This window comes from Bacteroides faecis MAJ27, assembly GCF_900106755.1.
GTDB lineage: Bacteria > Bacteroidota > Bacteroidia > Bacteroidales > Bacteroidaceae > Bacteroides > Bacteroides faecis.
On the sequence record NZ_FNNN01000002.1, the window covers coordinates 258,134 to 272,739 of the forward strand.

Consider the following 14,606-nt stretch of genomic DNA (forward strand, 5'->3'; position numbering starts at 1 on the left):
TCATTTCAGATTATACCTTCTGATTAATTTGTAAACCGTTGATTTGGAGAATCTACATCCCCTGGAAGTTACGAATCCCTCCCTGTTGAGAATATCCGCTACCTCCTGCAGAGTATGTTCCTCTTTGAGCAATGTACGCAGCATGGCGACAGCTCTCCTGTTATTGGGATTGTTGTCTGCTTTCTCCCTGCAGGTTCTGATACTGCTTCGGATTGCCTGCTCATGTTTGTCCATCAAATGTTCCGGATTGCCCAGTCTGAATCCCATTGCCTTCTTTGCCTGCAGGGCGGATTTTGTTCTTGCCGCTATCAGTTCCGCTTCATATTGTGATATCGCCGACAGTATGTGCAGCATCATTTTATTGGCTTGTGGGAAATCACAGAATACAATTTCCACATCATTCTCCAGAAGATTTGACAGGAAGGAAACATTTCTGGCCAGCCGGTCCAGTTTGGCAACGATCAGTGTCGCTTCCGTTTTTCTGCAAAGACTCAATGCTTCTTTGAGTTTAGGTCTGTCTTTTTTTCGCCCTGATTCAATTTCAACATATTCAGCAACCGGAGTTTTGTCACGAAGATATTTCTGTATAATTTCCCTTTGTGCTTCAAGTCCCAGTCCTGAAAATCCTTGTTTCTGTGTGCTTACCCGAAGATAAGCTACATATTGGTTGTTCATTGATTCTGATTTTTAATAGTTTTAACAGTGGTTCCGCCGACCAGACGTTCGTCCAATCTATGGAACCGGTTACATTATTACATAAAAAAAATCCTGTGAGTTTTTGAGTTTTCATATGCTCTACTGTCTCACAGGATTCCAGTTATTACAGATTCTGTTATTTCAGGGAAGTGTTATTCTCTTATAATCCCGTACTCTTCAGAAATCCTCTTCTCATAGTCATCCGTTTTCTCCACATTCTCATCTATCACAGAAACAAGCATGTCAAAGTAAACGTCTTCTATTATTTTCCTTTCTCCTTCAGAGTCGGGGATAAGATGAATCTCAAACAAATCCTTCCCTTCATCGAGGATAACCTGTACCATTCCTGTATGCCTGAATCCCTGCACATGAAATTCCAGGCCAAGATTTACAGGTCTGACCGTATTCGTATCTATTCCCCACGACATCATGACAATCGGTCGGGTTCTCAGGATACTCCATATATACCCTGCCAGTTTTAGATCATAATTGTTATTTCTTTCCATATTAATCCACATTGTGTCCTTCATAAAACTCAGTAAAAGTCAGGCCTCTCATAAGTTTCTTTTCCGGACAAATATAAAATCTGCCATATTTCGTATCTATCACGGGCCCATTGCCATGCCCGTTGTAGTATGTACTGTTCCGGCCTATGATCCCGACCCAGTTCTCTTTCATGTCAGCCTCCCCGCTTTTGATATACCGGAAGGTGTCACACATGTATTCCCACTCTTCAACTGTTGTAAGATGATATTTTCCTTTCTCGTTTTCTATACGTGCAAGAAAGTTCTCGATTATCTTTTCCATACATACTTCTGTTTTTAAGTTAATGATATTCTGTTGCTTTTTAGTCAATACCTCTATTCTGTAAAAGTTTTCACCGCAACTTCTGCATTGAAATGAGTCACCTTTTATTTTTGATTTACTCATCATGCGTCCACACTCAGGACAGAATCTTCTCGTCTTCATGTTCCTCCATTGGGTACAGGTTATAATATTCTGTATAGATTCTCTGGTAATCTTCCATGTTCAGGTCAGGAAAAACGGAGTGATACATGTAATACAGGTCTTCCACATTCCATATATCTTCCTGATCGAGCAGGGCGAATATTTCGTCTGCAGCTTCATCGAATTCATCATAGATGCCTTCTCGCCTTCCCTGTATTTCAGGTTGGTGGGGATAAGTTTCAGTACAATTCCCAATGATATGCTCCACCAGTCTCAGACACCCCATGAGATCTTCTTTCACCGTAACTTCATGATCCGTATGTGGCTCGTAATATCCGCAACTGAGATTGACGCAACTAATCCCGAGCCCTTTTTCTTTCAATGCAAGAATATCAGTCATCATCCCGTCCGTTTCCTTATATCCGAACTTCTCATGTCCGGTAGCTTTCAGGAAGTCAGGAGAACAGAGGGAAGTCCAGTTAATTTCAGTAATAATATCCTGACACCCTTTTCTGTCCGGTTCTATAACAAACCGGCAGTTAGCAAAGAAGTCAATCACCGCGTTCTCTGAACCGACACATCCTTTCTCTTCACTGACAAAGAAGGCCAGTTTCAGGATTTTGTACTTTTCCAGACATTTGAGCGCTATCCAGATTCCATTCTTGTCATCCGCTCCGAGTCCTTCCTGTCTCTTGTTCCGGGAGCTGTATCCGAATATAATTTCCTCCGTCTCAATAGCCGTGAAATCTTTTGAATGTAACCTCTGCACCTGGTCAAGATGTGCTACGATACAGGGATATGATTCCGCGTCTCCCTTTGTTATATACAGATTCCCGATTTTATCAATTTCAAGTTTTACACCGGGGATTCTTTTTACATAATCCCATATAAACTTTGTCATCGTCCATTCTTTTCCGCTTGGGCTATAAATCTTATATAATTTCTTAAGTAATTCCATAATTCTTATTTTTTGTGGGTTAAACAGTCATTTCATTCATCTCGTATGTATAAGGCAGTCCGGTTTCTTCATCTATTATGTCATAGAGTATACCGTCCAGTTCATGAAGCTCTCCTCCCGCCAAGAGTTTATTCCCGGACTCAACCGATATGTTTTTCTCCTCATATTCACAGAGAATATTGTTCCATACCCGGTATACGGTTATGTCTCCTGCATGCTCATAGTATTCTTCATCATAGTCGGAATAATGCCAGTTTTCTTTTTTGTATGTCTGTTCCGCTGTCTTCCGGCATTCTTCACAACAATAGTCTTCCTCTGTTATTTCTGAATGGAATGTATCCTTTTCCGGAAAATACCTTGTACATTCAGGGCATTCCATAACATCCGATTCATGATGGTATTCCCCGTTTTTTTCTATCCATACGAATTCATCCAGGTTCTCCACGTCACAGTAATACTCGCATCCATGGCAATATACGGGGCGTGTTTCATGACAATGGTAGCCATGAAAATCATCGTATTCCTCCTCCTCTTCTTCATCATTTATAGAACCGTCAGTAACATCCAGTCCAATGTCTCCATGTCCATAATTGTCAGCTACTCTATCGTATTCATCATACCACTTGAATGAGTCCTGATAACTAAGTGAATCGCCATAGTCCAGGTCACATTCTATTCTGAATTTCCTGTCTGACAATGAATTCTCCTCAAGGTCAACGAACTCTCTTGCATCACCTGCGCCTGCACCGACTTTTTTGTAACCGTCAATGTATCCCCCTTTGATCAGGGCATCTATCAAGGCACGCTTCAGGATATCATTTTCATCACTGGCATATTGTCTTTCAGCCAGTCTCCATTTGTTACCATCCTGATCCTTGACTTCATTATAGATAATACATCTTGCAATCACCATATCATCCTCATCGGTCAGGTACGCTGCACTTGCATTGACGGAGTCCATATAGAAATAGTAATAATCCTTGTCCGTCATGCATGAAGAGAAATCCCCTTTGCACCAGTCTGATGAATATATCTTCTCAAAGTCTTTATCAACGTGCAGTGTGTTTTTCGGGAGTCTGCTATGAGTATACACCTGCCAGTCTGCCGAAAATTCCTCACATAGATAGGTCACTACCTGTTCAGGAAGGGTTCTGCCAAATTCCGTTTCCTGTATGATGGAACGATAGAGTTTTCCCGCTTTCATTTTAAACACCTTTTCTCCGTTCCCATGATTAATGTAGCGGATTGCCTTAGTGTCCCCGTCTTCACAGAGCCCTTTCAGACTGTCCGTTTCAAGGTTTCTGGAGTAAAAAAAGTCTCCATCCAGTTCCAGAACATAACGCAGGGAGTTATCCGAGTGTCCGCTTATAATTATTCTTTGGGTAACGGTCTTTTTCAGTTCCGCCATTGAAGAGATATGAAGCAGCGTATAATCGTTTTTCTCTACCGCCTCATGTAATAATCTCTTGTCTTTCACATATGCCAGCAGTATCTTGTTCTTTCTGCTGCATACTCCGTTTCCATGCTTGATAATACCAAACATGTTTTTGAATTCTTCGTAATTTTGAAATTTATAGTATAACATAATCTTTTGTATTTTAGGTAAATAAAAAAAGGAGGACACCACGTTGATTGTGATATCCTCCTCAGATATAATTCCGGTCTGTTTCAACCGTTTCTCAAATGATCGGTATAGTCTCGTCAAGTACTCCTGATTCAACTATTTTCCGGGCTATCCTGTGTGAAGCCTCATTTCTCAGGTCATATCCATAGTCCTCTTTTCCCATCATCTCTATGACCTTTACCATAGTGCTGAACAGCTTTTGTTGGAGTGTCCTGTGATAATACCCCACTGACTCCGCAAACTTTTCACTGTTCCATGACATGTTGTTCAAGGCGTCTTCCAGTTCCTGTGCCGCCTTGAACTCTTTACTGTTTTCAAGTTCAAATCTTTCCATATTTCTTTCTGATTTGTTTTTAGTTAAAATATAGTTGTATTGGCCGGCCATTTTTCCGCGTCAGTATCAATGAACTGGTGCACATATTTATCTGACAGATACGCTTTTTCGGCTTTTAAAGTGGCTGCAATATAATTTGTTGCTTGTACCGTCAGCGAGGGCATCATTTCTATGAAGTCCTTGTACGTTTCCCCCTCTTCGGTAATTAAGGTATATTTGATTATATCGAAAGTGTAATGTGCCATACTTTATTCCTTTCCATTTTATTCAGAACCATTCCCGTTTTACTCACCGGTGTGCCCTGTCCGTTCATTTTCTTTTCTTAGCAACTGAAGTTCCATCTTCTCCGCATCAAATTCATAATTCATGCACTTTTTAAAGTTTCCCATTAAAAGAAGCAGGGGGAACAATATCCCATGCCTGCAATTCCTTCCGTGCTCGTCTAGTGCTGATTTACAAGTGTCACATTTGTATATGTCCTGTATGCATGTTATTTTCATATGTTTTTCTCCTTTCTGATTTTAATTCAACAAAAAAAGGGAGAAAGACCTTGTTTGTTATTTTTAGATCTTTCTCCCTTCATAGGATTTTGGGATGTCCCTGTCTATCCTAGGAACCATCCGTAATTTTCAGTGTCTTCTCCTCTCAAGGCTTTCTGAATGCCCACTGCAAAGTCTGTGGCGTTCTGATTCCTTTCGAGAAATTTGTCAATATAGGACTGTTTGGCTGCCTCGTTAAGAAGTTGCATCAGGTCCCAGCATGAAATTTTTGCTCTTCCGCGTAAGCCGAAGTTAGGGTTGTCAATATAGCCTTTGGTGGCTGCATTGATGTTTGAATCACCTAAGATAACTTTCGGCAATTCTTTCATCTGTGATGCCGGTAAAACCTGGTAAAGCCGTAAACGTCCGATTATCTGGCAGAATTGTTCCTGTGAAATCATCGTTCTTCCCAGATTCTCAAGAAGTCTCAAATTTTGTTCGGGGTTGAATTCCCGGAACAGTTTTAGGGCGGCTATATAGATATCCGTATCGCCCATCACTTCCAGACGTCCTGTCAAGCCGTCACATGTCAGCATAAGATTGCTGCATACCCTGACTCTCCATCCGATAAAGATTTTAAATTTTTCAGGGGATTTTTTTCCGTACAGGTTCTCTTCGTTCAGGCTTCTTACGCCGCCGATACAAAGATGCACTTCCTCACCGTTCATTTCCCGACATATGGTTCGGATATGAAAACAGAATGCCATCCTCTGATAATAGATGGTTTCGTCTTCAGGTTTGAGTTCTTCCTTCCTTTTTGTCAGTGCGGAAGGATGTCTGCCTAAAATCTTGTGTGAGACTCTGATTTCCGTATTACCGAAAGTTTCTCCTGCAAAAAATATGCTTGCCGCCTCCTCAATACGGTGTATAAAAGTCTGGTGGCTGATTGTAAGCTGGTTGTCTCCAAAGCTGGGTACAATACAGTTCGTTTCCAGTTCTTCAAGTGTAATGCCTGAAGTGTTTGATTCAATAAAATTGGGATGTTCTTTCTCCTGTTTCTTTTCCGATACAATTACTGCATCTTCGATAAAGGTTGGGTTGATTATGCCCATTTTTGTCATCATTCCTTGTTGTGGAACGACAGACAGTTCTCTTGTAGTTTCCATATTTTTATAGTTTTTAATTGGTTAATAAAATCCGATAAAAGAAAAAGCCAAGAGGTTTATTTCTTTGCTTTTACAAATATTCCTCTTAGCTTCTTTATTCCCTTGAGTATGGATGTTGTTACCTCAAGGATAGTTATAATTACGTCCTGTGCATTATCATAATCCATTCACTAGACGTTTCTATGGGTTTTCAGTTGCTACATTGCCTGTATCAACTTTACTTGCGGCGGATTTACGTTTGCTCCTACCACTATACTTCTCTACAAGTTCCACAATAGTTGAACCTGCCACGATGATCTCAGCAATGTATGCTGCGATTCTGATTCCTTTCATTAAATGTTTCATTTTTCTCTTGCTTTTTGTTGTTGGTTAATAATATGTTCTTGTTCTCTTGTCTTTTATTCTTATTTCTTATTCTTGTCATATATAAGGGTTTAAGGTGAAGAGAGGGGGAGGAAGAAGTGTAAAGAAAAGGAGAAGAAAAAAATAAAGAGCCGTTATCAAGACTCTTCGTCCTGACTTGGCTCTTTGATAGGCTATCATACTTTCATTACCCAGACTGTAGCTGTGATAATTACCGATACCGCTGCTATCCTTCGAATTGAATCGCCCAATGATCTTCTAAGTATTGGGGTCAACCCGGAAATTGTTTAATCTTGTTTGAAGCTTATGTGCACCATTTACTACCGGTGCAATCTCTACGCTTCAATTTATTCTCATCTATAAGAGTTTGAGGGGGTGAGAAAGGGAGAAATTACTATTTGTTATTGAGGTCTTTTTCCTCCACAGCTAAAGTCTTTAATTCATCCAACACTCGTTCATTCATATTTTGCATCGGGAAATATTGACCGCCTGTCATTGTAACACTAACTGACCCTATGATACCTGATGCCTCTAACATGTTGATGATCGTTTGGGCGGGAGTATTGTCTTTTTCTAAAGAAACCACCATAGCAATGAGTCTACGAGCATTGACAGGCCGTATACTTCTTTTATTAATGGTTATATACTGCATGACTTCTTTTATATCAGATAGTTCTTTATTTAATGGTTTTAGGCCTTCTTCGATTCCTTTCTTTATCACTTTGAGTACTTGATTACTATTTATTGGAATATTACTTTGGAGAGATGTTTCTTGGGATATCTTATTTTTTGCTCGATCTGCTTCCGTTTTAAGTATAAATGATGCAACATCTTCTGAACGAACTTTAATATATCTCTTGAACGCCTCTTCAGTAGTATGTCCAGTGATTTTCATCAATAAGTGACTATCATAGCCACGTTTGAGCATATTGCTTATGTAAGATCGCCGTGCGGTATGAGTACCTATTAGTTCCCAACGTTGTTTGATTGAATTAGTAACTTTGCCCCCTCTATCTTCTGTTACAATATGTTCTTCTGTAAGGCCGGCTTTTAATCCTATTTTCTTTAAATATCTCAACATCGTATTTTCTGTGATTTCAGGTAAATTGAAATCATATTTCTTCAGTATTTCCAAAGCTATAGGGAATAATGGAATAGTAACTCTACGGGTCTTTTTAAGCTGTACAATTTCTAGTACTTTTCCGCTGCTGGTTTCTTTTACGATACCTTCATTTAATGATTTTATATCACTAAATCGTTGTCCCGTCCAACATTGTAGGATAAAAACATCTCTGGCAACCCCCTCTTTATAAGGGAGTTTAAGGGAATATATCTTACTGATTTCTTCCTCATTTAAATAAATCTCATTTTCATCTCCTTGTCTGCTTTTGGGTTTGGAGTATTTGTCTAATTTAGCTTCGTGTATGTCTATCAGGTTATAAGGTTCTGCTCTTTTAATAATACCAATTAGTTGAACGCATTTATTGCCTACAGTACTTGTTGCAGTTGTTCGTTCACCTTTTACTTTTTTATTGAATAGGTATGTTTCATACTCTTTAATTAATGCCAGATTTATATCGTCAAAACTGATAGTATCTTGACCTTTTTCTTTTAGAAAGGTTTGGAAATCTTTTAATACAATTAAATACGTTTCCATTGTCGATCCTCTCTTATGTTCACCTGAGGTTTTGATAGTTTTGTCATTGGCAATAATATCTCGTAGCCAATGTATAGCGTTTATCTTATTAGTTCTTTGCATATTATTTTTGTATATGTATTTCCTTAATAAGTCCCAGCAATTTTTTAGTTCGCTTGGATTATCACAAAGATAACGCTTAAATTCTTCAAATTGACTTCTTAACTCTAACAATTTTTTATTGGTAATAGTATTATTTATATTGTCTGATTCTGTTAGGCGACAACTTATATACGCTTCTTGTTTTTTGATATTCCAATGTTCAGGATATACTTTTACTCCAGTCGACAATTTAGCCTGCTTCTGATTTATACGTACTATCAAATAAATATTAGTTGGTCTCTCACTTTTGGGTTGACGGAGGTTAAAATTAGCTTTTACAATTTCATTAATAAAGACTTGATGTGTCATAACCTTGTTCTTTGAATCGGTTCTTTAATTTGGTTCTTAAAATCCGTTCTTTTGGACTAAATATGATACTTTGTATAGATTAGAAGTGCTCTTATACCCCTTCTGAGAATATCTACGCAAATATTAGGTAGTTTCCGACAAATCATGTAAATTTGCGACAATTTAATAAGCTGATTTTTATGTCGTGTATACTGAATATTGAAACCTCTACCACTGTTTGCTCGGTAGCGGCCAGTCAAGACGGACAGACGATTTTTGTGAAAGAAGACTTGAAAGGCCCTTCACACGCTGTGTCTTTGGGAGTGTTTGTAGATGAAGCGTTATCGTTCATTGATAGTCATGCCATACCTTTGGATGCAGTTGCGGTGAGTTGCGGACCGGGTTCTTACACCGGACTCCGGATCGGTGTTTCGATGGCGAAAGGCATTTGTTACGGACGGAATGTGCCCTTGATCGGTCTTCCTACGCTCGAAGTGCTGAGTGTGCCCGTATTGCTGTATCACGATTTGCCGGAAGATGCGTTGCTCTGTCCGATGCTCGATGCCCGCCGTATGGAAGTATATGCTGCCGTCTACGACCGTGCATTGAACGTGAAACGCGCGATCGCCGCCGATATTGTCGATGAAAATTCCTATCTGGAGTTTCTGAATGAAGCCCCTGTCTATTTCTACGGAAATGGAGCTGCCAAATGCCGTGAGAAGATCATCCATCCGAACGCGCATTTTATCGATGATATCCATCCGCTGGCAAAGATGATGTATCCGCTGGCAGAAAAAGCAGTTGCCGGGGAAGATTATAAAGACGTGGCCTACTTCGAACCTTTCTACCTGAAGGAATTTGTAGCCTCGTTGCCTAAGAAGTCACTTCTTGGATGATCCCTTGAGTGGATGATCCCTTGAGTGAGTGATCCTTTTTTGTGAGTGATCCTTTTTAGCAAGAAGCTGTGACTTATGAGTGACCGTCGTCCTCCGACTTTTAATTTTTAATTTCAAAACTTTTAATTTAAAAAATGCAATACAATACCCAACAGAAAAGAATGCCGCTCCCCGAATACGGTCGCAGCATACAGAACATGGTAGATTATGCGTTGACCATTCAGGACCGTGCCGAACGTCAGCGTTGTGCTAACACGATTATCAACATCATGGGGAATATGTTTCCCCATTTGCGTGATGTTCCTGATTTTAAGCATAAACTCTGGGACCACCTGGCAATCATGTCCGGTTTTGAGTTGGATATTGATTACCCCTACGAAATCATCCGTGAAGACAACCTGGTGACCAAGCCGGAACCGATCCCATATTCCACTACCCGTATGCGCTACCGCCACTACGGCCACACGCTGGAAGTGTTGATCAGAAAAGCCTGCGAATTTCCCGAAGGAAACGAAAAGAGGAATCTGGTAGCCATGATCTGCAACCACATGAAGAAGGACTACATGGCATGGAACAAAGATACGGTAGACGACCGTAAAATAGCGGAAGACCTCTATGAACTTTCCGACGGCAAACTCCAGCTGACAGACGACATCATCCGCCTGATGGCAGAACGTCTGAACCAGAATTATCGCCCGAAAGTGAACTACAACAATAACCGGAACAGTAATCCGCGGAGAAGATATTGAAGTATTAGGTATTAAGTATTAGCGCGGCGATGTTGTTCGCTGCATGAGGTTTTGCACTTGCGGTCTAATACTTAATACCTAATACCTATTACCTATTACTTAATACTTAAAAAAAATGGCTTCATTTGTAATTGAAGGAGGACATCGGCTGGGCGGGGACATTCATCCGCAGGGAGCCAAAAACGAAGTTTTGCAGATTATCTGTGCCACGTTGCTGACTGCTGAAGAAGTGACTGTGAACAATATACCTGACATTCTGGATGTCAATAACCTGATTCAGCTCATGCGGGAGATGGGGGTAACAGTTGCAAAGGAAGGCATTGATACTTATAGTTTTAAGGCAGAGAATGTCGATCTAGCCTATCTGGAGAGCGATGAGTTCCTGAAAAAGTGTTCCAGTCTTCGGGGGTCGGTGATGCTGATCGGTCCGATGGTGGCGCGTTTCGGGAAAGCGTTGATCTCGAAGCCGGGTGGAGATAAAATCGGTCGCCGTCGTCTTGATACCCACTTTGTGGGGATTCAAAACCTGGGAGCCGATTTCCGCTACGACGAGGCGCGGGGAATTTATGAGATTACTGCCGGCAGGCTTCAAGGTAACTATATGCTGCTCGATGAAGCGTCCGTGACAGGAACCGCCAATATTCTGATGGCTGCCGTGCTGGCAAAAGGGACCACCACTATCTACAATGCCGCTTGCGAACCCTACTTGCAGCAACTCTGCCGCATGCTCAACCGGATGGGAGCAAAAATCAGCGGCATCGCTTCCAACCTGCTCACCATTGAAGGGGTGGAGGAACTGCACGGTACGCAACACACCGTATTGCCCGACATGATTGAAGTCGGAAGCTTCATCGGTATGGCTGCCATGACCAAAAGCGAAATAACCATCAAAAATGTTTCTTACGAGAACCTCGGCATCATTCCCGAAAGTTTCCGCCGTCTGGGCATCAAACTCGAACAGAGGGGAGACGACATCTACGTTCCCGCACAGGAAACATACGAAATAGAATCATTTATCGACGGCTCCATCATGACCATTGCCGACGCTCCCTGGCCGGGACTGACACCCGACTTGCTGAGTGTGATGCTCGTGGTAGCCACCCAAGCCAAAGGAAGCGTACTGATCCATCAGAAGATGTTTGAGAGCCGCCTGTTCTTTGTGGACAAACTGATCGACATGGGTGCGCAGATCATCCTTTGCGACCCTCACCGTGCCGTAGTAATCGGACACAATCACGGCTTCAAGCTGCGCGGTGCCCGACTGACTTCGCCGGATATCCGTGCCGGTATCGCCCTTCTGATTGCTGCCATGAGCGCTGAAGGAACCAGCACCATCAGCAACATCGAACAGATAGATCGTGGTTACCAGAATATAGAAGGACGACTTAACGCCATCGGCGCCAGAATCACTCGTATATGATAAAAAAAGAAGAAGTATATAAGATCGGACTATTCAATAAGCCGCACGGCATTCACGGCGAGTTGCAGTTTACTTTTACGGACGATATTTTCGACCGTGTGGACTGCGATTACCTGATATGCCTGCTCGACGGCATTTTTGTACCGTTTTTCATCGAAGAGTACCGTTTCCGTTCCGACTCCACCGCTTTGGTGAAGCTCGAAGGAATTGATACGGCGGAACGTGCACGTATGTTCACCAATGTCGAAGTCTACTTTCCGGTGAAACATGCCGAGGAAGCGGAAGACGGCGAGTTGTCGTGGAACTTCTTTGTCGGTTTCCGGATGAAGGATATCCGCCACGGTGATCTGGGAGAAGTCGTGGAAGTGGATACTGCTACGGTGAATACGCTTTTTGTTGTCGAACAGGCGGACGGAGAAGAACTGCTCGTCCCTGCACAGGAAGAATTTATCGTGGAAATAAATCAGGAAAAGAAGCTCATCACAGTCGAGCTTCCCGAAGGATTGTTGAATTTGGAAGATTTGGAGGAAGAATGAACAGATTGGTAAGCGTTTATGGGATCACAATTTATTGATAAAATATACTTTAGGCACGGATTACACGGATTTCACGGTTTTAGCTGCGCAATTTCTTAAAACCGTGAAATCCGTGTAATCCGTGCCTAAAAGATACTTAATTGGATATAGTAACTTAGTAATTAATAAACAGAATAATGGCAAGAAAACGGAGTAAAGCTTTCTGGAACAATTTCAAGTTCAAGTATAAACTCACTATCATCAATGAGAATACACTTGAAGAAATCGTAGGGCTTCGTGTATCCAAGCTGAACGGTCTTTCGGTACTGTTGTCCGTGCTGGCGGTGCTTTTTCTGATTGCTGCCTGTATCATTGCCTTCACCCCTTTGCGCAACTACCTTCCCGGCTATATGAACAGTGAAGTCCGCAGTCAGATTGTGGACAACGCCCTCCGTGTGGATTCCCTGCAGGAACTGCTCGACCGGCAGAACCTTTACATCATGAACATACAGGACATCTTCAGCGGAAAAGTGCCGATAGACAGCGTGCAGACACTGGACTCGCTGACTGTCGCTCGCGAAGACACCTTGATGGAGCGTACCAGACGGGAAGAAGAGTTTCGCCGTCAATACGAAGAAAATGAAAAATATAATCTGACTACGATTGTCTCGCAGCCAGATGTCAACGGATTGATTTTGTATCGTCCGACTCGTGGAATGGTCTCCGACCATTTCAATGCCGATAAAAAACACTTTGGAACAGATATTGCAGCCAATCCCAATGAAAGCGTGCTGGCTACGATGGACGGCACCGTCTTTCTGAGCACATACACAGCCGAAACCGGTTATTTGATAGGCGTGCAGCACAATCAGGATTTCGTTTCGATCTACAAGCACTGTGGCTCGCTGCTCAAGAAAGAAGGCGACCGCGTGAAGGGAGGCGAGGCCATCGCCTTGGTTGGCAACAGCGGAACGCTCAGTACAGGACCGCACCTCCACTTCGAACTGTGGTACAAAGGGCATCCAGTCAATCCGGAGAAGTACATCGTGTTCTAAAAAAAGTAATCATGTGAAGTGGGATATACGATTATAAGTGACAGAGGAATTAGATAAATAATGGATTCAGAAAATAAGAAGAAAAAACAAATAGCTATTTTAGGCTCTACGGGCTCTATCGGGACGCAGGCGCTGCAGGTCATCGAAGAACATCCCGACCTGTACGAGGCTTATGCCCTGACAGCCAACAACCGGGTCGAACTGCTGATTGCACAGGCACGCAAGTTCCAGCCGGAAGTGGTAGTGATAGCCAATGAAGAAAAGTATGCCGAACTGAAAGAAGCACTGAGCGACCTTCCGATCAAAGTATATGCCGGAATCGATGCGGTCTGTCAGATCGTGGAAGCCGGACCGGTGGACATGGTTCTTACGGCAATGGTAGGTTATGCCGGACTGAAGCCGACCATCAATGCCATCCGTGCGAAGAAAGCCATTGCGCTTGCCAATAAGGAGACGCTCGTGGTGGCGGGAGAACTGATCAACCAGCTGGCACAGCAATACCGCACCCCTATTTTGCCGGTGGATTCCGAACACTCGGCAGTCTTCCAGTGTTTAGCGGGAGAAGTTGGCAATCCGATAGAGAAGGTGATACTGACAGCTTCGGGCGGCCCGTTTCGTACCTGCACGCTGGAGCAACTGAAAACTGTGACCAAGGCACAGGCTTTGAAACATCCCAACTGGGAGATGGGAGCCAAGATAACCATTGATTCCGCATCCATGATGAATAAAGGCTTCGAGGTGATCGAAGCCAAATGGCTGTTTGGTGTGCAGCCGAGCCAGATCGAGGTGGTGGTACATCCGCAGTCGGTCATTCACTCGATGGTGCAGTTTGAGGACGGTGCCGTCAAAGCACAACTGGGCATGCCGGATATGCGCTTGCCCATCCAGTATGCTTTCTCGTATCCCGACCGCATCTGCTCTTCGTTCGACAGGCTCGACTTCACGAAATGTACGAACCTGACATTCGAGCAACCCGACACGAAACGTTTCCGCAACCTTGCCTTGGCTTACGAAGCGATGTACCGGGGCGGAAATATGCCTTGCATCGTCAATGCCGCCAACGAAGTGGTGGTAGCCTCTTTCCTCAAAGACGGCATCAGCTTCCTAGGCATGAGCGATGTGATTGAGAAGACGATGGAACGTGTCGCGTTTGTGGCGGCTCCTGCTTACGACGACTATGTAGCTACTGATGCCGAAGCGCGGAGAATAGCTGCGGAGTTGATTTCATGAATATAAATAAGTAATATAAATTAGAAAGTGCCTCGGTTTCCTCTGATGAGCAGAGGGTTTGGATGAGGCTTTAAATTGTAAATAAAC

16 protein-coding genes are annotated in these 14,606 nt (G+C 42.7%); 6 read left to right on the forward strand and 10 right to left on the reverse strand.

Annotated elements, in window-relative coordinates:
* The 10 genes from BLW31_RS03000 to BLW31_RS03045 all read right to left on the reverse strand — a co-directional run bounded on the left by BLW31_RS03000 (position 1) and on the right by BLW31_RS03045 (position 8,675).
* Positions 1-675 (reverse strand): recombinase family protein, encoded by a 675-nt coding sequence (locus tag BLW31_RS03000; protein WP_010539201.1) that lies wholly within the window; start codon positions 673-675, stop codon positions 1-3.
* A 173-nt stretch (positions 676-848) separates the two neighbouring features.
* Entirely contained in the window at positions 849-1,202 is a 354-nt protein-coding gene (locus tag BLW31_RS03005) for a hypothetical protein (protein ID WP_029425692.1), read from the reverse strand.
* Between the two features lies 1 nt (position 1,203).
* Positions 1,204-1,503, reverse strand: a complete 300-nt coding sequence (locus BLW31_RS24310) for a hypothetical protein (RefSeq protein ID WP_157998594.1) — start codon at positions 1,501-1,503, stop codon at positions 1,204-1,206.
* Positions 1,504-1,639: 136 nt separating this feature from the next.
* Positions 1,640-2,602 (reverse strand): hypothetical protein, encoded by a 963-nt coding sequence (locus BLW31_RS03015; RefSeq protein ID WP_010539198.1) that lies wholly within the window; start codon positions 2,600-2,602, stop codon positions 1,640-1,642.
* A gap of 19 nt (positions 2,603-2,621) precedes the next feature.
* Entirely contained in the window at positions 2,622-4,187 is a 1,566-nt protein-coding gene (locus tag BLW31_RS03020; RefSeq protein WP_010539197.1) for a hypothetical protein, read from the reverse strand.
* A 94-nt stretch (positions 4,188-4,281) separates the two neighbouring features.
* Positions 4,282-4,560, reverse strand: a complete 279-nt coding sequence (locus BLW31_RS03025) for a hypothetical protein (protein WP_010539196.1) — start codon at positions 4,558-4,560, stop codon at positions 4,282-4,284.
* 23 nt (positions 4,561-4,583) lie between these two features.
* A complete protein-coding gene (locus tag BLW31_RS03030; protein ID WP_010539195.1) occupies positions 4,584-4,805 on the reverse strand; it encodes a hypothetical protein in 222 nt (73 codons plus the stop codon).
* Positions 4,806-5,164: 359 nt separating this feature from the next.
* Positions 5,165-6,205 (reverse strand): DUF3871 family protein, encoded by a 1,041-nt coding sequence (locus tag BLW31_RS03040; RefSeq protein ID WP_010539193.1) that lies wholly within the window; start codon positions 6,203-6,205, stop codon positions 5,165-5,167.
* 180 nt (positions 6,206-6,385) lie between these two features.
* Positions 6,386-6,550: a hypothetical protein gene (locus BLW31_RS24315; protein ID WP_008766378.1), complete on the reverse strand. Its 165-nt coding sequence runs from the start codon at positions 6,548-6,550 to the stop codon at positions 6,386-6,388.
* A gap of 412 nt (positions 6,551-6,962) precedes the next feature.
* Positions 6,963-8,675, reverse strand: a complete 1,713-nt coding sequence (locus tag BLW31_RS03045; protein ID WP_010539192.1) for a site-specific integrase — start codon at positions 8,673-8,675, stop codon at positions 6,963-6,965.
* A 179-nt stretch (positions 8,676-8,854) separates the two neighbouring features.
* Between BLW31_RS03045 and tsaB the strand changes: the two genes are divergently transcribed.
* From tsaB to BLW31_RS03075, 6 genes are all read left to right on the forward strand, one after another.
* Complete coding sequence (gene tsaB, locus BLW31_RS03050) at positions 8,855-9,550, forward strand: tRNA (adenosine(37)-N6)-threonylcarbamoyltransferase complex dimerization subunit type 1 TsaB (RefSeq protein ID WP_010539191.1); 696 nt, start codon at positions 8,855-8,857, stop codon at positions 9,548-9,550.
* Between the two features lie 134 nt (positions 9,551-9,684).
* A complete protein-coding gene (locus BLW31_RS03055) occupies positions 9,685-10,299 on the forward strand; it encodes a DUF4290 domain-containing protein (RefSeq protein ID WP_029425690.1) in 615 nt (204 codons plus the stop codon).
* Between the two features lie 115 nt (positions 10,300-10,414).
* Positions 10,415-11,719: a UDP-N-acetylglucosamine 1-carboxyvinyltransferase gene (murA, locus tag BLW31_RS03060; protein ID WP_010539189.1), complete on the forward strand. Its 1,305-nt coding sequence runs from the start codon at positions 10,415-10,417 to the stop codon at positions 11,717-11,719.
* Entirely contained in the window at positions 11,716-12,255 is a 540-nt protein-coding gene (rimM, locus tag BLW31_RS03065) for a ribosome maturation factor RimM (protein ID WP_010539188.1), read from the forward strand. Before murA ends, rimM begins: the two co-directional genes overlap by 4 nt.
* A 173-nt stretch (positions 12,256-12,428) precedes the next feature.
* Entirely contained in the window at positions 12,429-13,289 is an 861-nt protein-coding gene (locus BLW31_RS03070) for a M23 family metallopeptidase (RefSeq protein WP_162097096.1), read from the forward strand.
* Between the two features lie 60 nt (positions 13,290-13,349).
* Positions 13,350-14,519 (forward strand): 1-deoxy-D-xylulose-5-phosphate reductoisomerase, encoded by a 1,170-nt coding sequence (locus BLW31_RS03075; RefSeq protein WP_010539186.1) that lies wholly within the window; start codon positions 13,350-13,352, stop codon positions 14,517-14,519.
* Positions 14,520-14,606 lie beyond the last annotated feature (87 nt).

Coding starts and splice junctions, on each gene's coding strand:
- BLW31_RS03000 (WP_010539201.1), bottom strand. CDS start 675: ATGAACAACCAATATGTAGCTTATCTTCGGGTAAGCACACAGAAACAA.
- BLW31_RS03005 (WP_029425692.1), bottom strand. CDS start 1,202: ATGGAAAGAAATAACAATTATGATCTAAAACTGGCAGGGTATATATGG.
- BLW31_RS24310 (WP_157998594.1), bottom strand. CDS start 1,503: ATGGAAAAGATAATCGAGAACTTTCTTGCACGTATAGAAAACGAGAAA.
- BLW31_RS03015 (WP_010539198.1), bottom strand. CDS start 2,602: ATGGAATTACTTAAGAAATTATATAAGATTTATAGCCCAAGCGGAAAA.
- BLW31_RS03020 (WP_010539197.1), bottom strand. CDS start 4,187: ATGTTATACTATAAATTTCAAAATTACGAAGAATTCAAAAACATGTTT.
- BLW31_RS03025 (WP_010539196.1), bottom strand. CDS start 4,560: ATGGAAAGATTTGAACTTGAAAACAGTAAAGAGTTCAAGGCGGCACAG.
- BLW31_RS03030 (WP_010539195.1), bottom strand. CDS start 4,805: ATGGCACATTACACTTTCGATATAATCAAATATACCTTAATTACCGAA.
- BLW31_RS03040 (WP_010539193.1), bottom strand. CDS start 6,205: ATGGAAACTACAAGAGAACTGTCTGTCGTTCCACAACAAGGAATGATG.
- BLW31_RS24315 (WP_008766378.1), bottom strand. CDS start 6,550: ATGAAACATTTAATGAAAGGAATCAGAATCGCAGCATACATTGCTGAG.
- BLW31_RS03045 (WP_010539192.1), bottom strand. CDS start 8,675: ATGACACATCAAGTCTTTATTAATGAAATTGTAAAAGCTAATTTTAAC.
- tsaB (WP_010539191.1), top strand. CDS start 8,855: ATGTCGTGTATACTGAATATTGAAACCTCTACCACTGTTTGCTCGGTA.
- BLW31_RS03055 (WP_029425690.1), top strand. CDS start 9,685: ATGCAATACAATACCCAACAGAAAAGAATGCCGCTCCCCGAATACGGT.
- murA (WP_010539189.1), top strand. CDS start 10,415: ATGGCTTCATTTGTAATTGAAGGAGGACATCGGCTGGGCGGGGACATT.
- rimM (WP_010539188.1), top strand. CDS start 11,716: ATGATAAAAAAAGAAGAAGTATATAAGATCGGACTATTCAATAAGCCG.
- BLW31_RS03075 (WP_010539186.1), top strand. CDS start 13,350: ATGGATTCAGAAAATAAGAAGAAAAAACAAATAGCTATTTTAGGCTCT.